Here is a 25,356-nt window from a genome sequence, read left to right as displayed (position 1 = left end):
GGGACGACGGAGCTCGATGGCTGCCTTACGCCTTCAGCAGTTCACGGGCAATGATCAACTTCTGCACTTCTGTCGCGCCTTCGTAGATCCGCAGCGCGCGTATTTCCCTGTAAAGCTTCTCCACCGGCATCCCCGACACCACGCCCGCGCCGCCGAACATCTGCAGCGCGCGGTCGATCACGGTCTGCGCCGATTCCGTGGCGGTCATCTTGGCCATGGCCGCTTCGCGCGTGGTGCGCTGCTTCAGCACGTCGCGCATCCAGGCCGCGCGGTATGTCAGGAGCGCCGAGGCGTCGATGGCGGTCGCCATGTCGCCCAGCGCGGCCTGCGTCAGCTGCAGGTCCGACAGCGTCTGGCCGAACATGCGGCGCGACTTGGAACGCGCCAGCCCTTCGTCCAGCGCGCGGCGCGCGAAACCCAGCGCGGCGGCCGCCACCGAGGCGCGGAAGATGTCCAGCGTCATCATGGCCAGCTTGAAGCCCTGGCCCGCGTCGCCCAGCCGGTGCGACGCCGGAATGCGGCAGTTGTCGAACGTGATGGTCGCCAGCGGGTGCGGAGCGATCAGGTCGATGCGTTCGCTGACCTCGAAGCCCGGCGTATCGGCATCCACCACGAAGGCGCTGATGCCACGCGCGCCGGGGGCTTCGCCCGTGCGCGCGAACACGCAATAGAAGTCCGCGATGCCGCCGTTGGAAATCCAGGTCTTGGCGCCGTTCAACACATAATGGTCACCGTCCAGCGTGGCCTCGCAGGCCAGCGCGGCCACGTCCGAGCCGGCGTCGGGCTCCGACAGCGCAAAGGCGGCGATGGCTTCGCCGCGCGCCACGCGCGGCAGATAGCGCTGACGCAGTTCGTCCGAGCCCATCAGCGAAATGGCGCCGCTGCCCAGGCCCTGCATGGCAAAGGCGAAATCGGCCAGCCCTTCATGGCGCGCCAGGGTTTCGCGCAGGATGCACACCGCGCGGGAATCCACTTCCGGTAGCGCGCCGCCCCAGGCGCCGCCAGGGCCGCCCGCGACGGCGTAGCGCAGCCAGCCGGCCTCGCCCATGGCGCGCACCAGCTTCTTGCAGGCAGCGTCGGCGTCATGGTGATCCACGTTCCCCAGGGACGCTTCGCACCAGGCGTCGACCTCGTGCGCCAGCTTGCGGTGCGCATCGTCGAAAAACGGCCAATCCAGCCAGCTTGCGTCGCGCATGCTCAGTCCCCTTGGAACACCGGTTTTTGCTTGGCCACGAAGGCCTCGTAGGCGCGACGGAAATCGCGCGTCTGCATGCAGATGGCCTGGGCCTCGGCTTCGGCCTCGATGGCCTCGTCCACCCCCATGTTCCATTCCTGGTGCAGCAGCTTCTTGGTCACGCCGTGGGCGAAGGTCGGCCCCGCCGCCAGCTGCGCGGCCAGCGTCTGCGCGGCGTCGGCCAGCGCGCCGGGTTCATGCAGGGCATTGAAGAAGCCCCAGCTGACGCCTTCTTCCGCCGTCATGGCGCGGCCCGTGTAGAGCAGTTCGGACGCGCGGCCCTGGCCGATCATGCGCGGCAGCAAGGTGCATGCGCCCATGTCGGCGCCGGCCAGGCCGACTCGCGTGAACAGGAAGGCGGTGCGCGCGGCGGGCGTGCCCAGGCGCATGTCCGAGGCCAGCGCCACCATGGCGCCGGCGCCGGCGCAGATGCCGTCGACCGCCGCCACGATGGGCTGCGGGCAAGCGCGCATGGCCTTGACCAGATCGCCCGTCATGCGGGTGAAGTCCAGCAGCTCGGGCATGCTCATCTTGGTCAGCGGACCGATGATCTCGTGCACGTCGCCGCCCGAGCAGAAGTTGCCGCCCGCGCCCGTCACCACCACGACCTTGATGTCGGTGGCGTACACCAGCGCGCGGAACAGGTCGCGCAACTCGGCGTAGGAATCGAACGTCAGCGGGTTCTTGCGCTCGGGGCGATTCAGCGTCACCGTGCCGATCTTGCCGTCGGCCGACACCTGCCACAGGAACGTCTTGGCCTGGTAGCCGGCGAACGGACGCTTGTGGTGTTTCATGGTGTGCTCTTCGGGCTGGGTGCTCATGGTGTCTCCGTTCGTGAATTGGGGTGGATGGGGCGCCGGCTTCAGCCGGTCATCACTTCGCCGCCGTCTACGGCGATGGCCTGGCCGTTGACCGAAGCCGAAGCCGGCAAGGCCAGCCAGGCGACCGTCTCGGCCACTTCCTCGGGCTGCACCAGGCGGCCCTGGGGGTTGCGCTCGGCCAGCTTGGCGCGCGCGGCGTCCGGCGTCATGCCGGTCTTGTCGACGATGTTCGACACCGCGCCGCGCACGATGTCGGTTTCCGTGTAGCCGGGGCATACGGCGTTGACCGTGACGCCCTTCTGCGCCGTTTCCAGCGCCAGCGAACGGGTCAGGCCGATCACGCCGTGCTTGGCGGCGCAATAGGCGCTGACATAGCCGTAGCCGATCAGGCCGGCCGTGCTGGCCACGTTGATTACGCGGCCCCATTTTTCCTGCAGCATGCCGGGCAAGGCCGCCTGGATGCAGTGGAAGGTCCCGGTCAGATTGACGTCCAGCATCGACTGCCACAGCGCCGCGTCGGTGCGGTCAAAGCGCTGGCTGACGGCCTGGCCGGCGTTGTTCACCAGCACCAGTACCGGACCGAACTCGGCCTCGGCCTGGGCGAAGGCCGCCCGCACCGAGGCTTCGTTGGCGATGTCGGCGCTGACGGCCTGCACCTGGCCCAGGCTGGCCAGGCTGTCGGCCGCGGCGTCCAGCGCGGCGCCGTCGCGGCCCAGCAGCGTGACGCGCGCGCCGCGCTGCAAGAGCGCCCGGGCGCAGGCCAGCCCGATGCCGCGGGCGCCGCCCGTCACCAGGGCGTGGCGTCCGGCCAGCGGGAGCGGAGTTGCGTTCATTTGATATCCAGTTGCGCCATCGCGGCGGCGCGTTCGAAGTTGGTTTCCAGTTGGCGCTTGCCGGCGAAGTACTGGCTCGGCCAGGAAACATCACGGTAGCCCACTCGCGCGGCTTCGCGTAGCGTCCAGGAGGCGTCAGCCAAATGGGGACGCGCCAGCGCGCAAAGGTCGGCGCGGCCCGAGGCGATGATGCCGTTGGCGTGGTCGGCCTCGAAGATGGCGCCCACCGCGATGGTCGGGATGCCGGCCTCGTTGCGCACGCGGTCCGCGAACGGGGTCTGGAACATGCGGCCGTAGACCGGCTTTTCTTCCTTGCTGACCTGGCCGGACGAGCAATCGATCATGTCGGCGCCGGCAGCCTTGAAGTGGCGCGCGATCTCCACCGCGTCATCGGCCGTGATGCCGCCTTCGACCCAGTCGCTGGCGGAAATCCGCACCGACATGGGCTTGTTCTCGGGCCATACCGCGCGCACGGCATGGAACACCTCCAGCGGGAAGCGCAGGCGGTTCTCCAGGCTACCGCCGTATTCGTCGGTGCGATGGTTCGTGAGCGGCGAAATGAAGCTCGACAGCAGGTAGCCGTGCGCGCAGTGCAGCTCCAGCCAGTCGAAGCCGGCCTGCTCGGCGCGGCGGGCGGCGGCCACGAAGTTGTCGCGCACGTCGTCCATGTCGGTGCGCGTCATGGCGCGCGGCGTCTGCGACACGCCTTCGATGTAAGGCAGGGCCGACGCCGACAAGAGCGGCCAGTTGCCTTCGGCCAGAGGATGATCGATCTTCTGCCAGCCCAGCTGCGTGGAACCCTTGCGACCGGCGTGGCCCAGCTGCAGGCCGATGCGGGCATCGCTGTTGCCATGCACGAAGCCGACGATGCGGGCAAACGCGTCGCGCTGCTCGTCATTCCAGAGGCCCGGGCAACCCGGGGTGATGCGGCCGTCCGGCGACACGCAGGTCATCTCGACCATGACGAGGCCCGCGCCGCCCATGGCGCGTGCGCCCAGGTGCACCAGGTGGAAGTCGCCCGGCACGCCATCGGTGCAGGAATACATGGCCATCGGCGACACCAGAATGCGGTTCTTCAGCCGCACGCCGCGCGCCTGATAGGGCGTCAGCATGGGGATCGCGGGCCGCTGGCCCGGCGCGGCGGCAGCGCCGGCGCGTTCCGCGATCCAGCGCTCGAAGCCTTCCAGCCAGGCCGGGTCGCGCAGGCGCAGGTTTTCGTGCGAGATCCGCTGCGAACGGGTCAACAGCGAATAGGCGAACTGTTCAGGCTCAAGGTCGGCATAGCGCTCGACGTTCTCGAACCATTCGGTGGAGTTGCGGGCGGCGTTCTGGATCTTCAGCACTTCGACGCTGCGCACTTCCTCGTAGTGCTTCAGGCCGGCTTCGACGCTGCCTTCGGCGCCGCTCAGGCAGCGCGCCAGCTCGATCGCGTCTTCCAGGGCCAGCTTGGTGCCGGAGCCGATCGAGAAGTGGGCGGTGTGGGCGGCGTCGCCCATCAGCACCACGGGCACGCGGCGCTCGCCGCGGGCGGTATCCAGCTTGTTCCAGTGCACCCAGGTATTGCAGATGACGCGCGGGAAGCGGATCCAGATGGCCGAGCCGCGCAGGTGCGTGGCGTTGCTGATCAGCGGATTGCCGTCCAGCCAGGGCGCGAACAGCTTTTCGCAGTAGGCGATGCCCTCTTCCTGGCTCATCTGCTCGATGCCGGCGGCCTGCCAGGTTTCCTCGGGCGTTTCCACGATGAAGGTGGACATGCCGTCTTCGTAGCGGTAGGCGTGCGCCTGGAACCAGCCGTGCTCGGTCTGGACAAAGGCGAAGGTGAAGGCGTCGAACACCTTCTTGGTGCCCAGCCACACGAAGCGGCAGCGGCGCTGGTCGATGTCCGGAAGGAAAGTGTCGGCGTAGCGGGTCCGGACCTGGCTGTTGATGCCGTCCGAGGCGATGACCAGGTCGGCGTCGTATTCGCGGGCGATGGCCTGGTCGTCCTGGATGAACTGTTCGAACACCAGCTTCACGCCCACGTCCTCGCAGCGCGCCTGCAGGATGTTCAGCAGCTTCTTGCGGCCGATGCCGATGAAGCCGTGGCCGCCGCTGCGAATGCTGCGGCCCTTGAAGTTGATGTCGATGTCGTCCCAGTGGTTGAAGGCGTCGCCGATGGTCTGGGCGGAAACGGGGTCGGCTTCACGCAGGTTCTGCATGGTGGCGTCGGAGAACACCACCCCCCAGCCGAAGGTGTCGTAAGGGCGGTTGCGCTCGATCACGGTGACTTCGTTGGCGGGGTCTTGCAGCTTCATGAGCAGACCGAAATACAGGCCGGCGGGGCCCCCGCCGATGCAGACTATTTTCATTGCCGTAGCGCTCCGTGGTAAGCGACATCCGCTCTGAATTCCTGGAGCTGGCGGCCGCAGATATTTAAACCTGGATAGTTTAGGCTTGAAATATATACCTGAAGATCCCGAGGCGCAAATGGGGAAAGTATCTAGATACTTTGAGCCCCTAAATAGGGACGCGCTTGCCGCCTCCGCTACGGCATTCGCGCCAGCGAACACAATAGAAATGAAAGAAATCACGTATGTCATTATTGGCCGCCCGCGCGGCCAATAATGACGGGCACCAAAAGCCCCGCCCCCGACCACGGATGCAGCAGCGCCACAAGTCAAGACTCAAGTAGCCCGTCGGCGCCGGCACCCACACCGGCACCCACACGGCGTCAACACCAACCAGCACTCACCAAACGACCAAAAAAAAGCGGCGCTAAAAAGCGCCGCCCTCTTATCCACCAGCAAGCAAAATCAACGCTTGCCCTTCTGCTTCAGCTGCGACAAATCCCGCACAGCCCCGCGATCCGCCGAAGTCGCCAACGCCGCATACGCCTGCAGCGCCTGCGACACGACACGTTCGCGGCCGACCGGCTCCCAGCCGTCAGCACGAGCATCCATGGCCGCCCGGCGGCGCGCCAGTTCCTCGTCGGACACCGCCAGATGCATCTTGCGGTTCGGGATATCGATCTCGATCACGTCACCCTCTTCCACCAGGCCGATCGTGCCGCCTTCCGCCGCTTCCGGCGAAGCATGGCCGATCACCAGACCCGACGAACCGCCCGAGAAACGGCCATCCGTGAACAGCGCGCAAGTCTTGCCCAGGCCCTTGGACTTCAGGTACGACGTCGGATACAGCATTTCCTGCATGCCCGGACCGCCCTTCGGGCCTTCATAGCGGATCACCACCACGTCGCCCGGAACGATCTGGTCGCCCAGGATGCCTTCCACCGCATCGTCCTGGCTTTCGAAGACGCGCGCGCGGCCGGTGAAGACCCATTGCGACTCGTCCACGCCCGCCGTCTTGACGATGCAGCCCTTTTCAGCCAGATTGCCGTACAGCACGGCCAGGCCGCCATCCTTGGAATAGGCGCTTTCCTTGCTGCGGATGCAGCCCGTCTTGCGGTCGGTATCCAGCGTCAGGAAGGTTGCGTCCTGGCTGAACGCCACCGTGGTCGGAATGCCGCCCGGAGCCGCACGGTAGAACTTCTGCGCCTCTTCGCCAGCGCCGCCGGCCACGTCCCATTGCTTGATTGCGTTGCCCAGCGTGCCGCTGTGCACGTTGCCGCAGGACAGGTCCAGCAGGTCCGCGCGCGCCAGTTCACCCAGGATGCCCAGGATGCCGCCAGCGCGGTGCACGTCTTCGATGTGGTACTTGTCGGTGGCGGGCGCCGCCTTGCACAGGCAGGGCACCTTGCGCGAAATGCGGTCGATGTCGGCCATGGTGAAGTCCACGCCCGCTTCCTGCGCCGCGGCCAGCAAGTGCAGCACGGTGTTGGTCGAGCCGCCCATGGCCACGTCCAACGCCATCGCGTTCTGGAACGCGCTCTTGGTGGCGATGCTGCGCGGCAGGACCGACTCGTCTTCTTCCTGGTAGTAGCGGCGGCACAGGTCCACCACCAGGCGGCCGGCCTGTTCGAACAGCCCCTTGCGCCAGGCGTGCGTGGCGACGATGGTGCCGTTGCCCGGCAGCGCCAGGCCGATGGCCTCGGTCAGACAGTTCATCGAGTTGGCGGTGAACATGCCGGAACAGGAGCCGCAGGTCGGGCAGGCGCTGCGTTCGACTTCGGCCACTTCGGCATCCGACACCTTGGGGTCGGCGGCCTTGATCATGGCGTCGATCAGGTCGATCTTGGCGATGACCTTGCCATCGGTGGGCGACTTGACCTTGCCCGCTTCCATCGGACCGCCCGACACGAACACGACCGGGATGTTCAGGCGCATCGCGGCCATCAGCATCCCCGGGGTGATCTTGTCGCAGTTCGAGATGCAGACCATGGCGTCGGCGCAATGCGCGTTGACCATATATTCGACCGAGTCGGCGATCAGTTCGCGCGAGGGCAGCGAATACAGCATGCCGCCGTGGCCCATCGCGATGCCGTCGTCCACGGCGATGGTGTTGAATTCCTTGGCGACGCCGCCTGCGGCCTCGATTTCCTTGGCGACCAGTGCGCCCAGGTCGCGCAGGTGCACGTGGCCCGGCACGAACTGCGTGAACGAGTTCACTACCGCGATGATCGGCTTGCCGAAGTCGCCGTCCTTCATGCCGGTGGCGCGCCACAAGGCGCGGGCGCCGGCCATGTTGCGGCCGTGGGTCGAGGTGCGGGAGCGGTAGTGCGGCATGGTTTGTCTCTGGCTGTAGCTGTTAGCGTAGGCGGCAAAACGTTAAATAATACGCTGGTTCGGGCCGCGCCCGCCCGCTGGCCGCCCCCGGGCCGCGGCCGCGGCCATCAGGCGGACGCCATGCCACGGGCCGCAAAGGCGCTGGGCGGCTCGCCCACGGCCTTGCGGAACATGGCCGCGAAGGCGCTGGGGCTTTCGTAGCCCAGGTCCAGCGCCACCTCCAGCACGCGCTCGCCGCGCGCCAGCCGCTCCATCGCCGCCAGGAGCCGCGCCTGCTGGCGCCAGCGGCCGAAAGTCATGCCCGTATGCCGCAGGAACAGGCGGTGCACAGTCTTCGGGTCCACCCCCAGCGCGCGCGCCCAATCGGCCGCGCCGTCCTGGCGTTCCGGGTGGCGCACGATGGCCCGGCAGATGCGCGCCAGGCGGGGCTCGGCGGGCTGCGGCAGATGCAGCGGCAGCACCGGCTCCTGGCGCAATTCATCCAGCAGCAGCATCATCAGCCGGCCGTCGCGCGTGTCGGGCGCCCAGTCCAGCGGCACCTCGGCGGCCGCGACCATCAGCTCCCGCAACAGGGGGGAAATCGACAACACGCAGCAGCTGGACGGTAGGTGCGCGGCCGCGCCGGGCTCGACGAACACGGTGCGCATGCGCGGCTCGCCGCTCATGCGCAGGCCGTGCGATACCCAGGCCGGCACCCAGACGCCGCGCGTGGGCGGCACCACCCAGATCCCGGCGTCGGTATCCACCACCATCACGCCGGAGATCGCATAGAGCAATTGGGCGCGGCGGTGGCGGTGCCGGCGGACGCGATGGCCGTCTTCGTAATCCACTGCCAGCCCGGCCACCGGACGCCGCGAGGACTCATAGGGAAACAGGTCCAGCTCTGCGGGCTTGTAGGGCTTGCGGGCAGCAGGCTTGTCCATTTTGCGATGATTGCGATTCAAGTGGCGTGGAATGGTCTGCGCCAGTGTACCCACGTCCTCGGATTCATCCACGCAACGCCAGCAGCGACTCCTGCAGATGCCGCAACCCCCGGCTGAGCGGTTTGTCCCGCCGCAGCACGATGGCCAGGCTGCGCGACAGGCGCGGCGCCAGCGAGCGCACCTCCAGCGCCTGGCGCCGGCCCGCGCCCGACACCGCCAGCCTGGGCAGGATCGCGCAGCCCAGGCCGGCGGCGACGATCTCCTTCATGGCTTCGGTGCTGCCCAGCTCCATCACGGGCTTGGCGGCCAGCCCGGCGTCCTCGAACCAATCGTCCACCAGGCGGCGGGTGCGCGCGCCCGGTTCGAACAGCACCAGCGGCAACTGCGCCAGCGCCTGCGGCGTGGCGGCCGCGGGAATGGCGGCAGCATCGCCGGCGGGAAAGATCGCCACGAACTCGTCATCCAGCACCGGCGTGACCTGGAACATGCGTCCCGGCGCGGGCAAGGTGACCAGGCCGATATCGAGCGTGTTGTTCTCCAGCCCGCGCAGCATGTCCGCCGTATTGCCGGTGCTGGCCACGATGTCCAATGCCGGAAAGCGCCGCCGCAGATCCGCCAGGATAGGCGGCAGCAGATAGGTGCAGGCGGTAGCGCCCGTGCCCAGCCGGACCCGGCCGGACACCTGCGACGCATGCGCGGTCATGGCAAGTTCGGCCTGCGCCAGCGCCGCGTCGATGACGCGCACGTGCGACAGCAGCTCCAGCCCTGCCGCTGTCGGCCCGGCGCGGCGGCCGATGCGTTCCACCAGCTTCATGCCGAAGCGCCGCTCCAACTGGCGGATTTGCAGGCTGACGGCGGGCTGCGTCACGCCGCCCCGCTCCGCGGCGGCGGAAAAACTGCCCAGTTCGATCACCTGCGCAAAGGTGCGCAGGTGATCCAGGTTGAGACCGCGCATCGCTCAATCCAAAGTTTTACTTATACAAATCATAATGGACCAAAGCTTTATTAATAAATAAGCTTGCGCGACACTGGCGGCTTCTATTTTTCTTTCCTGCTCACGGCCCGCCCATGTCGTCCCCCGCTCCCACCGTCCTCATCCGCGACAGCGCGGAAGCCGACCTTCCCGCCATCAAGACCATCTACGCCCACCACGTGCTGCACGGCACGGCCTCGTTCGAGCTGGAGCCGCCGTCCATCCAGGAAATGCGCCAGCGCCGCGGCGCCGTACTGGAAAAGGAAATGCCCTATCTGGTGGCCGAGATCAACGGCGAGGTCGTGGGTTACGCCTACGTCACGCCTTACCGCCCGCGCCCGGCCTACCGCCACACGGTCGAAGATTCGGTGTACGTGAAGGCGGGCCGCTCCGGACTGGGCATCGGCGGCAAGCTGCTGGCCGCGCTGATCGAACGCTGCACCGCCGCCGGCTGGCGCCAGATGCTGGCCGTGGTGGGCGACAGCCGCAACGCCGCGTCGCTCGCGCTGCACGCCAGCCAGGGCTTCCATCCCGCCGGCACCCTGCGTTCGGTGGGGCATAAGCACGGCGAATGGCGCGACACGGTGCTGATGCAGCGCGCGCTGGGCGAAGGCGACAACACGCCGCCGCAACGGCCGTGATTGCGCCGCGCGCCATCGTCTGCCTGGGGCTGACGCAACTGGTCGGCTGGGGCGTGACGTACTACCTGATCGGCGCCCTGGGACCCGCCATGGCCGCCGACCTGGGCTGGAACGCCGCCACCGTCTACGGCGGCTTTTCGGCGGCCATCGTGGTGATGGCCCTGGTGTCGCCGCTGGCCGGCATGGCCGTGGACCGCTGGGGCGGACATCGCGTCATGCCGCTGGGCGCGGTACTGGGCGCGCTGGGCTGCGCGGGCCTGTCGATCGCGCACGCCATCCCTTGGTACTTCCTGTCCTGGGCCGTGCTGGGCATCGGCATGCGGCTGAGCCTGTACGACGCGGCTTTCGCCTCGCTGGCGCGCGCGGCCGGACCGTCGGCGCGGCGGCCCATGTCGCAGATCACGCTGTTTGGCGGACTGGCGTCCACGGTGATGTGGCCGGTAGGTCATGCGCTGTCGGGCTGGCTGGGCTGGCGCGGCGCGGCGTTGGCCTATGCCGGTCTGGCGCTGGCCACGGTGCCGCTTTACCTGGCGCTGCCGCGCGAACGCTATGCCGCGGCGCCCGGCAGCAAGGACAAGGCGCCCGCCGGCCTCACCCGCAACGCCGCCGAGCGCCGCCTGGCGGGCGCGCTGTACGCGCTGGTCGCCATGCTGACCAACTTCCTGGCGGCGGGCAACGCGGCCCATCTGATTTCATTGCTGTCGGGCCTGGGCTTGGCCGCGGCCGCCGCGGTAAGCGTCGCGGCCCTGTGGGGCGTCGGCCAGTTCGCGGCCCGTCTGGCCGATGTGGCGTTGGGCTCGCGCCTGCATCCGCTGACCTTGACCCTGGCGGTCGGCGCGATGCTGCCCCTGTGTTTCCTGCTGGCGCTGCTGTCCGGCGGCAACCTCTATGCCACCGCCGCCTACGCGCTGCTTTATGGCGCCTGTAACGGCCTCTTGACCATTACCCGCGGCACCCTGCCGCTGGCGCTCTTCGACTTCCGCAGCTATGGCACGCTGGTAGGTTCCTTGCTGATCCCCAGCTTCCTGCTCACCGCCGCCTCGCCGGTCGCCTATGCCTACATCGTGGACAGCTACGGCGCGCGCGGCGCGATGGCGCTGTCGCTGGGCCTGGCCGCGGCTATCGGTGCGGCGGCGTTCGCGCTAAGGTGGAAGTTCATCGCCAGGACGCGCGCGGCACTTGCCTGAAGCGCCCGCCGCGCGATGGCGGCGGCCGGCGTTTCAGCCTTCGGCGGCGGAAGCCACCACCCATTTTTCCCAACCGATCTTGCGCAGCTTGCAGGCGGGACACTCGCCGCAACCGTAGCCCCAGTCATGGCGCGCGCCGCGCTCGCCCAGGTAGCAGGTGTGGCTTTCCTCGACGATGGTTTCCACCAGCGCGTCGCCGCCCAGCTGATGCGCCAGCGCCCAGGTCTCGGACTTGTCGATCCACATCAGCGGCGTCTCGATCGTGATCCGCGAGCCCAGTCCCAGGCCCAGCGCCACCTGCTGCGCCTTGATGGTGTCGTCGCGGCAGTCGGGATAGCCAGAGAAATCGGTTTCGCACATGCCGCCCACCAGCACGTCCAGCTGGCGCCGGTAGCCCAGCGCGGCGGCCAGCGTCAGGAACAGCAGGTTGCGCCCAGGCACGAACGTGTTGGGCAGGCCGTTGGCCTGCATCTCGATGGCGCGGTCGCTGGTCATGGCGGTGTCGCCCACCTGGCCCAGCACCTTCAGGTCCAGCAGGTGGTCCTCGCCCAGGCGCGGCGCCCAGTCAGGGAAGTTGCTGCGGATCTCGCGCAGCACGTTCAGCCGCGCTGTCAGTTCGATGTGATGGCGCTGCCCGTAATCGAACGCCACGGTTTCCACATGGGCATAGCGGTCCAGCGCCCAGGCCAGGCAGGTAGTGGAATCCTGGCCACCCGAAAACAGCACGAGCGCGCGACGTTGATGATTTTGCATAAATGGGGGCTTCTGGAAAGACGAAGGGACTGAAGGCTTGTACGCACAGGTGACGGCCTGCCTTTAGTGTAAACATGCTGCTGGCGGACTTTAAACCGACGCCGGCGGCTGGCGTAAAAAGTCTGCGTAAAATCTTCCTGGTTCTTTTTCCCGGTTTACCTGCAACGCCTCTTCTTTCCCACCCCTTCCCCCTCTCTCAGCAGCCTCGACGGATCCCCGCCAGATGAATGCCATGCGCCCGCAGTCCGATTCAGCAGAACCCTTGCGTCACGATATCCGGCTATTAGGCCGATTACTGGGCACCGTCATCGAGGAATGTGAGGGCAAACGCGTCTTCGACACCATCGAAACCCTGCGCCGCACGGCCGTGAAGTTCCGCCGCGAAGGCAACGACGCCGACGGCAAATTGCTGGAGCAACGCGTCAAGCGCCTGCAAGGCAGCGACCCCAACTCGGTGGCGCGCGCCTTCAGCTACTTCCTGCACCTTTCCAATATCGCCGAAGACCGCGACCAGAACCGCCGCCAGCGCGCCCGCGCCATCGCCAGCGGCGCGCCCGAGCGCGGCAGCCTGCGCGACGCCGTGCAGACCCTGGGCCGCCAGGGCGTGGGCGTGGCCCGCATCCGCCGCCTGTTGGCCGAGGCCTGCGTGATGCCGGTGCTGACCGCGCACCCCACCGAAGTGCAGCGCAAGAGCACGCTGGACGTGCACCGCGAGATCGCCAGCGCGCTGACGCAGCGCGAAGGCACGCTGACGCCGGAAGAGCTGGCCGACCTGGATGCCTCCCTGCTCGGCCGCGTCGCCACGCTGTGGCAGACCCGCATGCTGCGCTACACGCGCCTCACGGTGGCCGACGAAATCGAGAACGCGCTGTCGTACTACCGCAGCACCTTCCTGCAAGTCATTCCCCGCGTGTACGGCGACCTGTCCAAGCTGCTGAGCCGCGAATCCGCCAAGCCCTTCGCCGCTCCGCCCGCGCCGCTGGAGCCCTTCCTGCGCATGGGCAGCTGGATCGGCGGCGACCGCGACGGCAACCCCAACGTCGACGCCAGCACCCTGGAACGCGCGCTGCTGCGCCAGGCCACCGTGCTGTTCGAGCACTATCTGCAAGAGGTCCACGCGCTGGGCGCGGAGCTGTCCGTCACCACCTTGCTGATCGGCGTGGATGCCGAACTGCTGGCGCTGGCCGACGCCAGCGGCGACGATTCGCCGCACCGCCGCGATGAGCCCTACCGCCGCGCGCTGGTCGGCGTGTACGCCCGCCTGGCCGCCACCGCGCAGCGCCTGACGGGCCAGGACCTGGCCCGCCGCAGCACCGTCGCAGCAAGCGCCTACGAAGGTCCGGAAGAACTGTCCGCCGACCTGGCCGTGATCGCCGCGTCGCTGGCCGCCCACCATGGCTCGCCCATCGCCAAGCTGCGTCTGGCCGGCCTGCAGCAGGCCGTGGAAGTGTTCGGCTTCCATCTGGCTACGGTGGACCTGCGCCAGAGTTCCGACGTGCACGAGCGCGCGCTGGCCGAGCTGTTCGCCCTCGCCGGCACGCAGCGCGACGGCAAGCCGCTGGACTACCTGGCGCTTACCGAAGAAGAACGCGTCGAACTGCTGCGCGCCGAACTGGCGCAGGCGCGTCCGCTGGCTTCGCCCTGGATCGCCTATAGCGAAGACACCACGCGCGAACTGGCCGTGCTGCGCGCCGCCGCCGCCGGCCGCGCGCGCTACGGCAAGCAGGCCGTGCGCCAGACCATCGTGTCGCACACCGAAACCCTGAGCGACCTGCTGGAAGTGATGGTGCTGCAGAAGGAAGCCGGTCTCATCGCCCCCGCGGGCCAGGAGATCCAGCCCGAAGACGGCCTGATGGTGGTGCCGCTGTTCGAGACCATTCCCGACTTGCAGCGCGGCGCCGAGATCATGGCCGCCTGGCTGGACCTGCCCGAAGTCCGCCAGCGCGTGAAGCTGGCGCAGAACGGCGCGCAGGAGGTCATGCTGGGCTATTCAGACAGCAACAAGGACGGCGGCTTCCTCACGTCCAACTGGTCGCTCTACCAGGCCGAACGCGCGCTGGTCGACGTGTTCTCCGCCCGCAACGTGCGCCTGCGCCTGTTCCACGGCCGCGGCGGCTCGGTCGGACGCGGCGGCGGCTCCAGCTTCGACGCCATCCTGGCGCAGCCCCCGGGCACCGTGGCCGGCCAGATCCGCCTGACCGAACAGGGCGAAGTCATCCAGAGCAAGTACAAGGACGCCGAGGTCGGCCGCTGGCACCTGGAACTGCTGGTCGCCGCCACGCTGGAATCCAGCCTGGCGCCGCGCGCCGAAGCCACCAGCGCCGAAGACGCGCACATGGCCCAGCACGGCCCCGCCATGTCCTTCATGTCCGAAACCGCGCAGCGCACCTACCGCGGCCTGGTCTACGACACCCCGCGCTTCGCCGACTACTTCTTCGCCGCCACGCCCATCAGCGAAATCGCCGGCCTGAATATCGGCTCGCGTCCCGCCTCGCGCAAGAAGGGCCAGCGCATCGAAGACCTGCGCGCCATTCCCTGGGGCTTCTCCTGGGCGCAATGCCGCCTGATGCTGACCGGCTGGTACGGCATGGGCTCGGCCATCGAGGCCTATCTGGAAACCGGCGCCCCCGACGCGCCCCGCTCGCGCCGCGGCCGCCTGGCCCAGTTGCGCGAAATGGCGCGCGACTGGCCCGCCTTCCGCACGCTGCTGTCCAACATGGAAATGGTGCTGGCCAAGTCCGACCTGGCGATCGCCGCGCGCTACGCGCAGCTGGTGCCGCAGCGCGGCGTGCGCGAGCGCATCTTCGGCGCCATCAGCGCCGAGCACGGCCGCACGCTGGCCATGCTCAAGCTGCTGACCCAGCGCGAACTGCTGGCCGACAATCCCACGCTGCAGGCTTCGCTGCGCGAGCGCTTCGCCTACATCGATCCGCTCAATTACCTGCAGATCGACCTGATCCGCCGCCACCGCGCGGCGCAGAAGCATCCCGAGGCCGAAGTGGACAAGCGTGTGCAGCGCGCCATCCACCTGACCATCAACGGGATTGCGGCGGGGCTGCGCAACTCGGGCTGAGCCCGATCATTCCCGAGGATGGGGCCGCGCGCCGCGACACCCATCCCTTTCGCGCCCTTCCTTTGCGGCATCCCTCTTGCCGCCCCCTGCTGCCGTAGCCACCGCGTTCACTCCCGCCGGTGGCTTCCGTCCGCCGCCGTCCACCAGACGGACACCAAAAATTCCCCATTTGTCCGCCCCCCGCGACTTTTAGTACTATCTCTTTCAGAAATTCTATATACGCACAAATGTTCGTATATAGAACAAAACGATTTTTCTGGCCAGGCGCACAGGAAGGCACCCCGGAAGAGACAGAAAGCACCCTGGTTCCGCCCGTGCCCGCCCGCAAGCCCGGCGTGTCAGCATCGAGCGAACCATCATGGATACTCCCCTCAAGAATCTCGCCATCGTCGGCGCAGGCGCCATGGGCAGCGGCATCGCCGCGCTGTTCGCCTCGAAGGGCTTGAACGTCGTCCTGATCGACCCGATGGAAGGCGCGCTGGACCGCGCGCTGCAGACCATAGACCGCCAGCTGAATGTGTACGCCCCGGGCAACGTCCAGGAAGCGATGCAGCGCATTCAAGTCGCGCCCGGGCTGGAAGCAGCCTGCAACAGCGACCTGGTGATCGAGGCCGTGCCAGAAAACCTGGAACTCAAGCGCGGCATCTTCGCCAAGCTCGATTCCCTGTGCCCCGCGCACACCCTCTTCGCCACCAACACTTCCGGCCTGTCCATCAACGCCATCGCCAGCGCGGTGGTGCGCCGCGACCGTTTCGTCGGCACCCATTTCTTCACGCCCGCGGACGTGATTCCGCTGGTGGAAGTGGTGCGCAACGACGGTACGTCTGAAGACACCGTCGCCCGGGTGATGGCCACGCTGCGCTACGCGGGCAAGCGTCCGGTGCTGGTGCGCCAGGACATCCCCGGCTTCATCGCCAACCGCATCCAGCACGCCCTGGCCCGAGAAGCCATCTCGCTGCTGGAGAAAGGCGTGGCCAGCGCCGAGGACATCGACGAAGTGGTCAAGTGGAGCCTGGGCATCCGCCTGGCCCTGTCGGGACCGCTGGAACAACGCGACATGAACGGCATCGACGTGCACTACGCGATCGCCAGCTATCTCTACAAAGACCTCGAAAACCGTACCGAACCCTCCGAACTCCTGAAGAGCAAGGTCGAAAGCGGCCAGATCGGCGCCAAGAGCGGCCAGGGCTTCTATACCTGGAGCCCCGAACGCCGCGAGCGCGTGCTGCGCGAGAAAAGCGCCGCGCTGGGCGAACTGGCTGAGTGGCTCAACGGCAAGGCCAGCGGCTCCTGACGGACGAGCAAGCAAAGCATTCACACCATAAGGCGCGGGGCATCCCGCCACCAGCGCCAGCGGGCCACAAGCCCAACCACACAAAGAAAGCAATCGTCCCACCCGCCCCCGCCGACACCCGGCGCCGGGCGGCGCAAGACGCAAGAAAACCAGCCTGACCGGAGTTTGTAGGAAGCATCATGAATAAACTGGCTTCATTCTTTACGGAGCTGATGCGCAAGTATCTGCCCGACCCCTTCGTCTTCGCGATCGCGCTGACCCTGCTTACCGTGCTGCTGGCCATGGGCGTCGAGGGCAAGGGCATCGGCGACATCACGCGCGCCTGGGGCAACGGCTTCTGGAGCCTGCTGGCCTTCACGACCCAGATGGCCGTGATCCTGGCGATGGGCTACGTGCTGGCTACCGCGCCGCTCACCGACCGCATGCTCAACCGCATCGTCAGCCACGTGCACAAGCCGCACACCGCCATCATCGTGGCAACGCTGGTCGGCGGCATCGGCAGCTACCTGAACTGGGGCTTCGGCCTGGTCATCGGCGGCATCGTCGCCAAGAAGCTGGCCTTGAAGGTCAAGGGCGTGCACTACCCCCTGATCATCGCCGCGGCCTACAGCGGCTTCACCATGTACGGCCTAGGCCTGTCGGCCAGCATCCCCGTGCTGGTCGCCACCCCCAACCACCCCACCGCCAAGCAGATGGGCACCATCCCGCTGTCGGAGACCATTTTCTCGGTGCCGATGCTGATCACCAGCCTGGTGATCATCGTGACGCTGCCGCTGCTCAATGCCTGGCTGCACCCCAAGAAGGGCGAGAAGATCGTTGAAGTGGACCCGGCCATCGACCGCGACGCCAATACGTCCAACGCCGCCGAAGACATGCTGGAAAAAGGCACCATCGCCTCCAAGCTGAACAACAGCCGCATCCTGAGCCTGCTGATCGGCGCGCTGGGCATCGCCTACGTGACCTTCCACTTCATGGACGGCGGCTCGCTGGACCTGAACCTGATCAACTTCATCATCCTGTTCCTGGGCATCATCCTGCTGGGCACGCCGGCCGCCTACGTGGCCAAGCTGACCGAAGGCATCAAGACGATCTCCGGCATCATCCTGCAATACCCCTTCTATGCCGGCATCATGGCCATCATGGCCGCCTCTGGCCTGGTCACCACGATCTCGCAAGTGTTCGTCGACGTGGCCACGCCCGAGTCGCTGCCGTTCTGGGGCCTGATCAGCTCGTTCGTCATCAACTTCTTCGCGCCGTCGGCCGGCGGCCACTGGGTCATCCAGGGTCCGTTCATGATCGACGCCGCCAAGGAAATCGGCAGCGCGCTGAACCAGACCACCATGGCCGTCATGCTGGGCAATGCCTGGAACGACCTGGTGCAGCCCTTCTGGATCCTGCCCGCGCTGGCGCTGTCCAAGCTCAAGCTGCGCGACGTGATGGGCTATACCGTCATCATGATGCTGTGGGTCGGCGTGATCCACATCACTGCGGTCCTGCTCTGGGGTTATCTCACTCACTGATCGAAGCGCTTACTTTAGGAACGGAACCGATATGAGCAAACCTACTGCGTATCTCGTGACCGGCGGCAGCGCCGGGATCGGGGCGGCGATCATCCGCATGCTGCTGGATGCGGGACACAAGGTCGTCAACATCGACTACAAGCTGCCCGAGAATCCGCCCGCGGGACTGGTGTCGTATCAGGCCGACCTGACCGACGAAGCGCGCACCAAGGAAGTCGCCCGCGAGGTGACCGCGGCCTACAACATCGTGGGCCTGGTCAACAACGCTGGCGCCACCCGCCCCGGCACGGCCGACACGGCCACGCTGGCGGATCTGGACTACGTGGTCAACCTGCATCTGCGCACCGCGCTGATCCTGGTGCAGGCGGCGCTGCCCGCCATGCGCGAAGCCGGCTTCGGCCGCATCGTGAACATGTCGTCGCGGGCCGCGCTGGGCAAGCCTGACCGCGTGGTCTATTCGGCCACCAAGGCCGGCCTGGTGGGCCTGACCCGCACGCTGGCCATGGAGCTGGGCGGCGACGGCATCACCGTCAACGCCATCGGTCCCGGCCCCATCGCCACCGACCTGTTCACCAAGAGCAACCCGGCAGGCGCGCCGCAGACCGAACGCATCATCAACAGCATCGTGGTCAAGCGCCTGGGCACGCCCGAAGACGTGGCGCGCGCCGCGATGTTCTTCCTGTCGCCGGACAACGGCTTCGTCACCGGCCAGATGCTGTACGTCTGCGGCGGCACGACGCTGGGCGTCGCGCCCATCTGAGGCCCGCCATGCGCCTGTCCGCCGCCCTCCTCCATCCCCTGCGCCGCCTAGCGGCGCAGCAGGGCGTGGTTGATCTGGTCAGCCGCGCGGCGCAAGGGCGGCAGGAACGCCGCCAGCATTTCCTCACGCGTAAAGCGGTTGGCATGGCCGCTGACGTTCATCGCGGCGATCACGCGGCCGCTGCGGTCCATGATGGGCACGGCCACCGACTGCAGCCCCGGCTCCAGCTCCTGCGCGACGCAGGCGTAGCCGTCGGCGCGCACGCCAGCCAGCACCCGCTTCAACTCCGCGATGTCGGTGATGGTGTGCGGGGTGTAGGACTGGATCTGGCTCAGCGCCAGCACCCGGTCCAGCTCCGGCTCCGTCAGGCCCGCCAGCAGCACGCGGCCCATCGACGTCACCCAGGCCGGCAGGCGGCTGCCCACGGCCAGGTTGATGGTCATGACCTTGTGCGTGGACAGGCGCAGGATGTAGACGATGTCCGCGCCTTCCAGTACCGACACGGAACACGACTCCCGCGTCTGCTCGGCCACTTCTTCCATGTACGGCAACGCCAGGTTCCACAGCGGCGTGCCGGACAGGTAGGCGTAGCCCAGCTCCAGGATGCGCGGGGTCAGCGAAAACTTGCGGTCGTCGACGGTGACATAGCCCAGGTGCTCCAGCGTCAGCAGGATGCGGCGCGCGCCGGCGCGGGTCAGCCCGGTCACCGCCGCAACCTCGGACAAGGTCATTTGCGAACGGTCGGGGCCGAAGGCCCGGATCACGGACAAGCCGCGCGCGAAGGACTGCACGTAGCTGTCACTGGGTTGCTGGGTATCTTGCTCGGCCATCCGTCTACCACAAAAAGAGTAAATGGGGATGACGCCGCGCCGGCTCGCCTTGACGCTCGGCTCGTCCCCATGAAACGATGTTCTTCAGAAGAACGAAAGTTCTAATTAAGAACAAATTATGACACGCCACCTATGAGCAAACATCATGATTTCTAAGCTTGTTGCAAGCGCGGCGGCCGCCCTGGCGGACGTACCCGACGGCGCCACCGTCATGATCGGCGGCTTCGGCACCGCCGGCCAGCCCATGGAACTGATCGACGCCCTGCTGGAGCAGGGCGCGAAGGACCTGGTCATCATCAACAACAACGCCGGCAACGGCACCACCGGCCTGGCCGCCCTGCTGGGCGCGAACCGCGTGCGCAAGATCATCTGCTCGTTCCCGCGCCAGGTGGATTCGCAGATCTTCGACGGCCTGTACCGCAGCGGCAAGATCGAGCTGGAACTGGTGCCGCAGGGCAACCTGGCCGAGCGCATCCGCGCCGCCGGCGCCGGCATCGGCGCATTCTTCACGCCCACCGGCTACGGCACGCCGCTGGCCGACGGCAAGGAAATCCGCGAGATCAACGGCCGCCAGTATGTGCTGGAGTATCCGCTGCACGCCGACTACGCGCTCATCAAGGCCGAACGCGGCGACCGCTGGGGCAACCTGGTCTACCGCAAGACCGCCCGCAACTTCGGCCCCATCATGGCCAGCGCGGCGCGCGTGGCCGTGGCGCAGGTGCGCGAGGTGGTTGAACTGGGCGAGCTGGACCCGGAAACCGTCGTGACCCCCGGCATCTTCGTGAAACGCGTCGTGCAGATCGCAGCCACCCCGGCCGCCAAGGAGCAGCAATGAGCACCAAACTGACCCGCGACCAGATCGCCGCCCGCGTGGCGCAGGACATTCCTGAAGGCGCCTACGTGAACCTGGGCATCGGCCTGCCCACGCTCGTCGCCAACCATCTGCCGGCGGACCGCGAAGTCATCCTGCACACCGAAAACGGCATGCTGGGCATGGGCCCCGCCCCCGCCAAGGGCGAGGAAGACTACGACCTGATCAACGCCGGCAAGCAGCCCGTGACCGAACTTCCGGGCTGCTCGTTCTTCCATCACGCCGACTCGTTCGCGATGATGCGCGGCGGCCACCTGGACATCTGCGTGCTGGGCGCCTTCCAGGTGTCGCAGCACGGCGACCTGGCCAACTGGCATACGGGTGCGCCCGACGCGATTCCCGCCGTGGGCGGCGCGATGGACCTGGCGATCGGCGCCAAGGACGTCTTCGTGATGATGGAACTGCAAACCCGCGAAGGCCAGAGCAAGCTGGTCGAGGCCTGCACCTATCCGCTGACCGGCGTGCGCTGCGTGTCGCGCGTGTACACCGACGTGGCGGTATTCGACATCCGCGCCGACGGCGTGACCGTCATCGACATGTTCGGCGACACCACCGCCGACGAGCTGCTGCGCCTGACCGGCCTGCCGCTGAAGTTTTCCCGCTGAGTTTTCATGATCCCGCGCTCCGGCTCCGCCGGAGCGGCATTCCTGGAGAGAGTCATCATGTTGTTCATGGTTCAAATGCAAGTCAATCTTCCCGTCGACATGCCCGCCGAGCGCGCCGACAAACTGAAGGCCGACGAAAAGGCCCTGGCGCAGCAGCTGCAACGCGACGGCAAATGGAAGAACCTGTGGCGCGTGGCCGGCCGCTACGCCAACGTCAGCATCTTCGACGTCGAAAGCAACGACGAACTGCACACGCTGCTGTCCTCGCTGCCGCTGTTCCCGTACATGGACATCAACGTCACGGCGCTGGCGCGCCACCCCTCGGCAATCTGACCAGGAGCGGCTGATGCCCTACATCATCGAAACCTTCGACAAGCCCGGCCACCAGGAAGTGCGCCAGCAGCATCGCGCCGCGCACCTGGAATACCTGGACGCCAACAAGCAGCTGCTGCTGGCCTGCGGCGCCAAGCTGCAGGACGACGGCAAGGACGCCGGCGGCGGCCTGTACATCGTGGCCCTGGAAACGCGCGAAGCCGCGCAGCAGTTCATCGACGCCGACCCGTTCTCCCTGGCCGACCTGTTCGAGCGCGTGACCATCACGCGCTGGCGCAAGGCCTACGTCGACGGCGTCTGCCATCTGTAATCGCAAGGAATAAACCCACATGTCTTACGCCGATCTCAGCCAGGCACGGCTGTACTACGTCATCGATGGCCCCGCCGACGCGCCGGTGCTCGTGCTCTCCAACTCGCTGGGCACCTGCTCCGACATGTGGGCCCGCCAGATTCCCGAACTCAGCAAGCACTTCCGCGTGCTGCGCTACGACACCCGCGGCCACGGCAAGTCGTCGATCCCCGAAGGCGAATACAGCTTCGAACAACTGGGCAACGACGTCGCCGAACTGCTGGCGCACCTGAACATCAAGCGCGCGCACTTCTGCGGCCTGTCGATGGGCGGCCCCACCGGCCTGTGGCTGGCGCTCGCGCGTCCCGAACTGCTGGACAAGCTGATCCTCTGCAACACCGCCGCGCGCATCGGCTCCGCCGAAGGCTGGAGCGCCCGCATCGCCGCGGTCGCCGAGCAGACCCTGGAAAAGATGGCGCCCACGCTGGTCGAACGCTGGCTCACCGACAGCTACCGCGCGGCCGAGCCGGGCCTGACCCAGGTGCTGATCGACATGCTGCGCCGCACGCCGGACGCCGGCTACTCGGGCAACTGCGCCGCGCTGCGCGACGCCGACTTCCGCGAACAGGTGGCCTCGATCAAGGCGCCCACGCTGGTCATCAGCAGCACGCACGACCTGGCCGCCACCCCGGCCCAGGGCCGCGAACTGGCCGCAGCCATTCCCGGCGCGCGTTACTTCGAAATGAACACCTCCCATATCTCGAACTGGGAACAACCGGAAGTCTTCACCCGCACGGTCGTCGACTTCCTGAAGGGGTAAGCGGCATGCAGCGCTGGAAAAACCGGCCCGAAGGCTCCAACTGGGGCGACTTCGGACCCGACGACCAACTCGGCCGCCTGAACCTCATCACCGAAGAACAGGTCTTGAAGGGCGCACGCGAGATCCGCGCGGGCAAGACCTTCTGCCTGTCGCTGCCGCTGGACCTGCCCGGCGGCAACGTGCTCAACCCGCGGCGCCATCCGCCGCAGTTGAGCCCCACGCGCCTGGCGGACACGCCGTACTTGAACTTCCCGCTGCGCAACGTCAACCCGGACGCGGTGGACGTGCTGAGCGATGACCAGGTGCTGCTGTCGATGCAGTATTCGACGCAATGGGACGCGCTGGCCCACGTGGGCGCCCTGTTCGACGCCGACGGCGACGGCAAGCCCGAACTGCGCTACTACAACGGCTACCAGGCTGGCGTGGACGTCATCGGTCCGGCCGATGGCGACCATACCGGCTGCGGCTGCAACAGCGGCGGCCCGTCGGCGGCGCTGAAGCTGGGCGTGGAAAACCTGGCGCAGAAGGGCATGCAGGGCCGCGGCGTGCTGGTGGACCTGTTGCGCCACTACGGCCCCGGCCGCACGCTGATCGGCCACGTCGAACTGATGCATGTGCTGGCGACGGACGGCATCAGCGTCGAAGCCGGCGACATGCTGGTGCTGCGCACCGGCTACGCGGAAGCGGTGGTCGCCATGAACGGCAAGCCCGACGCCGAAACGCTGCACACCTACGGCGCCGCGCTGGACGGCACCGACCAGGCGCTGCTGCAATGGATCACGGACAGCGGCATCGCCGCCATCTGCGCCGACAACTACGCCGTGGAAGCCTACCCCGCGCGCGAGCAGACCGGCCCGCGCGCCATGCTGCCGCTGCATCACCATTGCCTGTTCAAGCTGGGATTGCCGCTGGCGGAACTCTGGTACCTGAAGGATCTGGCGGACTGGCTGCACGCCAACGGCCGCCACCACTTCATGCTGACCGCTCCGCCCCTGCGCCTGCCGCATGCCATTGGATCGCCGGTCACGCCGATCGCAACGGTGTAGTCGTCCGCGACCAAGCGCCATCGCGCAAATGAAAAGAGCTCCAGACAGGAGCTCTTTTTCATGCAGCAACCGCTACTTCATGCCTTCCCAATGCGGTCCGGGCACGATGATATCGAACAGTTCCAATACCCGCGCCACGGTGTGGTCCACCATCTCTTCGATGGAGGCGGGCCGGTGATAGAACGCGGGCAGCGGCGGAAACACGATGCCGCCCATTTCGGTGACGGCCGTCATGTTGCGCAGATGCGCCAGATTGAACGGCGTCTCGCGCACCATCATCACCAGGCGCCGGCGTTCCTTGAGGGTGACGTCGGCGGCGCGGGTGATCAGGTTATCCGACAGGCCATGGGCCACCGCCGCCAGCGTGCGCATGGAGCACGGCACGATCACCATGCCGGCCGTCTGGAACGCGCCGCTGGCCAGCGTGGCGCCCACGTCGCGCACGCTGTGCACGTGGTCGGCCAGGGCATAGACATCGTGGCGGCTGACGTCCAGCTCGTGCTTGATGTTCAGCACGCCCGAGGCCGACACCACCAGATGCGTTTCGACATCGTCCACGCCGCGCAATGCCTGCAGCATGCGCACGGCGTACAGGGAGCCCGTGGCGCCCGTGATGCCGATGACCAATCGCCGCATGGGCTGATCAGGCCGTTGCGCCGGACTGGTCCAGCAGCGTCTTCAGTTCGCCGGACTCGTTCATCTCGTTCATGATGTCCGAGCCGCCGATGAATTCACCGGCCACGTACAACTGCGGAATCGTGGGCCAGTTGGAGAATTCCTTGATGCCCTGGCGGACTTCGTCGTCCTCCAGCACATTGACGGTGACCAGCTTCTTCACGCCACAGCCCTTCAGGATCTGAATGGCCTTGCCGGAAAAGCCGCATTGCGGGAACTGGGCGGTGCCCTTCATGAACAGCACGACGGGGTGCTGGGTCACGGTTTCGCGGATGAATTCTTGAACGTCGCTCATGGTGGTCTCTTGGACAGGCATAACGGAATACGCCAATTATAGGTACAGCAGGAAAATCCGCCCGGATACCCCGGGCGTCCCGCCGGGAATGCGGTCAGGCGGACTGGCGCCCCCCGGAAATACGCTCGATGCCGGCCAGGTCCTGGCGGCTGTGCACGTCCTGGAATCCGGCCGCGGCCAGCAGGTCCCGCACGGCCTGCGCCTGGTCCCAACCGTGCTCCAGCCACAGGGAGCCGCCCCGTTTCAGGTGGCGGCCGGCGCCCTGGACGATGCGGGCCAGGTCTTCCAGCCCGCCCGCGCCGTCGGTCAGCGCGCCGCGCGGCTCGAAACGCACGTCGCCCTGGTCCAGGTGCGGGTCGTCGCAGGCCACGTAGGGCGGATTGGACACGATCAGGTCGAAGCCCTCCCCGGCCGGCACGGCCTCGTACCAACTGCCTTCGACCAGGCGCACGGAGGCGGCCAGGTCCCAGGCGTTGCCGGCGGCGACCGCCAGCGCGGCCGCGCTGACGTCGGACGCCATCACCCGGGCGTCGCGGCGCGCCAGCGCAATCGAAATGGCGATCGCGCCGCTGCCGGTGCCCAGATCCAGCACCGCGGGCGCGGCCAGGCCGGCCAGGCATTCCAGCGCGGTCTCCACCAGCACCTCGGTGTCCGGGCGCGGAATCAGCACGTCCGGGGTCACGCGGAAGCGGTGGCCCATGAATTCGCGGTGGCCCAGCAGATAGGCCATGGGTTCCCCGGCCAGGCGCCGCTGGGCCAGGGCCTCGTAGGCCGCGGCCGTTTCGGGCAGCAAGGGATCGGTATCGTGCGCCAGCAGCCAGGCGCGCGGCTTGGCCAGCACGTGCTCCAGCAGCATGCGCACCTCCAGGCGGGGCAGGCGGGCGTCGAGCAGCAGGCTTTTCAGCTGGGGCGGCGTCAT

24 protein-coding genes are annotated in these 25,356 nt (G+C 67.3%); 12 read left to right on the top strand and 12 right to left on the bottom strand.

What is annotated here, in order from left to right; all coding sequences use genetic code 11:
• Nucleotides 1-25 precede the first annotated feature (25 nt).
• From ACZ5YA_RS25110 to ACZ5YA_RS25080, 7 genes are all read right to left on the bottom strand, one after another.
• On the bottom strand, nt 26-1,195 hold the full coding sequence (locus tag ACZ5YA_RS25110; protein ID WP_464091390.1) for an acyl-CoA dehydrogenase family protein: 1,170 nt from the start codon (nt 1,193-1,195) through the stop codon (nt 26-28).
• 2 nt (nt 1,196-1,197) lie between these two features.
• A complete protein-coding gene (locus tag ACZ5YA_RS25105) occupies nt 1,198-2,055 on the bottom strand; it encodes an enoyl-CoA hydratase family protein (RefSeq protein ID WP_464091389.1) in 858 nt (285 codons plus the stop codon).
• A 41-nt stretch (nt 2,056-2,096) separates the two neighbouring features.
• Complete coding sequence (locus ACZ5YA_RS25100) at nt 2,097-2,888, bottom strand: SDR family NAD(P)-dependent oxidoreductase (protein ID WP_059379141.1); 792 nt, start codon at nt 2,886-2,888, stop codon at nt 2,097-2,099.
• Nucleotides 2,885-5,236, bottom strand: a complete 2,352-nt coding sequence (locus tag ACZ5YA_RS25095) for a bifunctional salicylyl-CoA 5-hydroxylase/oxidoreductase (protein ID WP_464091388.1) — start codon at nt 5,234-5,236, stop codon at nt 2,885-2,887. The genes ACZ5YA_RS25100 and ACZ5YA_RS25095 overlap by 4 nt, the downstream gene beginning before the upstream one ends.
• Nucleotides 5,237-5,680: 444 nt before the next feature.
• A complete protein-coding gene (gene ilvD, locus ACZ5YA_RS25090; protein ID WP_059377972.1) occupies nt 5,681-7,549 on the bottom strand; it encodes a dihydroxy-acid dehydratase in 1,869 nt (622 codons plus the stop codon).
• Nucleotides 7,550-7,656: 107 nt separating this feature from the next.
• Nucleotides 7,657-8,472 carry an AraC family transcriptional regulator gene (locus tag ACZ5YA_RS25085; RefSeq protein WP_059377979.1) on the bottom strand — a complete coding sequence of 272 codons (816 nt, stop codon included), beginning with the start codon at nt 8,470-8,472 and terminating at the stop codon, nt 7,657-7,659.
• A 64-nt stretch (nt 8,473-8,536) separates the two neighbouring features.
• Nucleotides 8,537-9,427, bottom strand: a complete 891-nt coding sequence (locus ACZ5YA_RS25080; protein ID WP_059377982.1) for a LysR family transcriptional regulator — start codon at nt 9,425-9,427, stop codon at nt 8,537-8,539.
• 113 nt (nt 9,428-9,540) lie between these two features.
• Between ACZ5YA_RS25080 and ACZ5YA_RS25075 the strand changes: the two genes are divergently transcribed.
• Nucleotides 9,541-10,086: a GNAT family N-acetyltransferase gene (locus ACZ5YA_RS25075; protein WP_059377986.1), complete on the top strand. Its 546-nt coding sequence runs from the start codon at nt 9,541-9,543 to the stop codon at nt 10,084-10,086.
• Entirely contained in the window at nt 10,083-11,273 is a 1,191-nt protein-coding gene (locus tag ACZ5YA_RS25070; protein ID WP_280015756.1) for an MFS transporter, read from the top strand. Before ACZ5YA_RS25075 ends, ACZ5YA_RS25070 begins: the two co-directional genes overlap by 4 nt.
• Nucleotides 11,274-11,306: 33 nt before the next feature.
• Here the strand turns inward: ACZ5YA_RS25070 and queC are convergent, their stop codons facing one another.
• Nucleotides 11,307-12,026 carry a 7-cyano-7-deazaguanine synthase QueC gene (queC, locus tag ACZ5YA_RS25065; protein ID WP_118931684.1) on the bottom strand — a complete coding sequence of 240 codons (720 nt, stop codon included), beginning with the start codon at nt 12,024-12,026 and terminating at the stop codon, nt 11,307-11,309.
• A 223-nt stretch (nt 12,027-12,249) separates the two neighbouring features.
• Here queC and ppc point away from each other — a divergent pair, with 223 nt between their 5' ends.
• The 4 genes from ppc (at nt 12,250) to ACZ5YA_RS25045 (ending at nt 18,673) form a co-directional block, all read left to right on the top strand.
• Entirely contained in the window at nt 12,250-15,099 is a 2,850-nt protein-coding gene (gene ppc, locus ACZ5YA_RS25060; protein ID WP_118931683.1) for a phosphoenolpyruvate carboxylase, read from the top strand.
• Between the two features lie 358 nt (nt 15,100-15,457).
• Nucleotides 15,458-16,393, top strand: coding sequence for a 3-hydroxyacyl-CoA dehydrogenase family protein (locus ACZ5YA_RS25055; protein ID WP_059378003.1), 936 nt, complete (start codon nt 15,458-15,460; stop codon nt 16,391-16,393).
• A gap of 179 nt (nt 16,394-16,572) precedes the next feature.
• Nucleotides 16,573-17,913, top strand: coding sequence for a short-chain fatty acid transporter (locus tag ACZ5YA_RS25050; protein WP_118931682.1), 1,341 nt, complete (start codon nt 16,573-16,575; stop codon nt 17,911-17,913).
• 31 nt (nt 17,914-17,944) lie between these two features.
• Entirely contained in the window at nt 17,945-18,673 is a 729-nt protein-coding gene (locus tag ACZ5YA_RS25045; protein WP_054459427.1) for an SDR family NAD(P)-dependent oxidoreductase, read from the top strand.
• A 47-nt stretch (nt 18,674-18,720) separates the two neighbouring features.
• Here ACZ5YA_RS25045 and ACZ5YA_RS25040 read toward each other — a convergent pair whose 3' ends face one another.
• Nucleotides 18,721-19,503, bottom strand: a complete 783-nt coding sequence (locus ACZ5YA_RS25040) for an IclR family transcriptional regulator (RefSeq protein WP_059378008.1) — start codon at nt 19,501-19,503, stop codon at nt 18,721-18,723.
• A 145-nt stretch (nt 19,504-19,648) separates the two neighbouring features.
• On the opposite strand from ACZ5YA_RS25040, the gene ACZ5YA_RS25035 reads away from it, so the two are divergent.
• The 6 genes from ACZ5YA_RS25035 to ACZ5YA_RS25010 are packed head-to-tail and all read left to right on the top strand — an operon-like array spanning nt 19,649 to nt 23,467.
• Nucleotides 19,649-20,338 (top strand): 3-oxoacid CoA-transferase subunit A, encoded by a 690-nt coding sequence (locus ACZ5YA_RS25035; protein WP_013396544.1) that lies wholly within the window; start codon nt 19,649-19,651, stop codon nt 20,336-20,338.
• On the top strand, nt 20,335-20,979 hold the full coding sequence (locus ACZ5YA_RS25030; protein WP_013396545.1) for a 3-oxoacid CoA-transferase subunit B: 645 nt from the start codon (nt 20,335-20,337) through the stop codon (nt 20,977-20,979). The genes ACZ5YA_RS25035 and ACZ5YA_RS25030 overlap by 4 nt, the downstream gene beginning before the upstream one ends.
• Before the next feature lie 57 nt (nt 20,980-21,036).
• The gene (gene catC, locus ACZ5YA_RS25025) at nt 21,037-21,312 is read left to right on the top strand and encodes a muconolactone Delta-isomerase (RefSeq protein ID WP_042796227.1); all 276 of its coding nucleotides are present in this window, start codon (nt 21,037-21,039) and stop codon (nt 21,310-21,312) included.
• Nucleotides 21,313-21,325: 13 nt separating this feature from the next.
• Complete coding sequence (locus ACZ5YA_RS25020) at nt 21,326-21,622, top strand: YciI family protein (RefSeq protein WP_088143190.1); 297 nt, start codon at nt 21,326-21,328, stop codon at nt 21,620-21,622.
• A 19-nt stretch (nt 21,623-21,641) separates the two neighbouring features.
• Nucleotides 21,642-22,421, top strand: coding sequence for a 3-oxoadipate enol-lactonase (gene pcaD / locus ACZ5YA_RS25015; protein WP_118931681.1), 780 nt, complete (start codon nt 21,642-21,644; stop codon nt 22,419-22,421).
• Between the two features lie 5 nt (nt 22,422-22,426).
• Entirely contained in the window at nt 22,427-23,467 is a 1,041-nt protein-coding gene (locus ACZ5YA_RS25010) for a cyclase family protein (protein ID WP_464091387.1), read from the top strand.
• Between the two features lie 72 nt (nt 23,468-23,539).
• Here the strand turns inward: ACZ5YA_RS25010 and ACZ5YA_RS25005 are convergent, their stop codons facing one another.
• From ACZ5YA_RS25005 to prmC, 3 genes are all read right to left on the bottom strand, one after another.
• On the bottom strand, nt 23,540-24,103 hold the full coding sequence (locus ACZ5YA_RS25005; protein ID WP_054457626.1) for a UbiX family flavin prenyltransferase: 564 nt from the start codon (nt 24,101-24,103) through the stop codon (nt 23,540-23,542).
• Between the two features lie 7 nt (nt 24,104-24,110).
• Nucleotides 24,111-24,437, bottom strand: a complete 327-nt coding sequence (grxD, locus tag ACZ5YA_RS25000) for a Grx4 family monothiol glutaredoxin (protein ID WP_042797530.1) — start codon at nt 24,435-24,437, stop codon at nt 24,111-24,113.
• A 94-nt stretch (nt 24,438-24,531) separates the two neighbouring features.
• A complete protein-coding gene (gene prmC, locus ACZ5YA_RS24995; RefSeq protein WP_118931679.1) occupies nt 24,532-25,356 on the bottom strand; it encodes a peptide chain release factor N(5)-glutamine methyltransferase in 825 nt (274 codons plus the stop codon).

The organism is Achromobacter sp. JCM 18799 (genome assembly GCF_055395645.1).
This window is presented reverse-complemented; position numbering and strand designations above follow the sequence as displayed.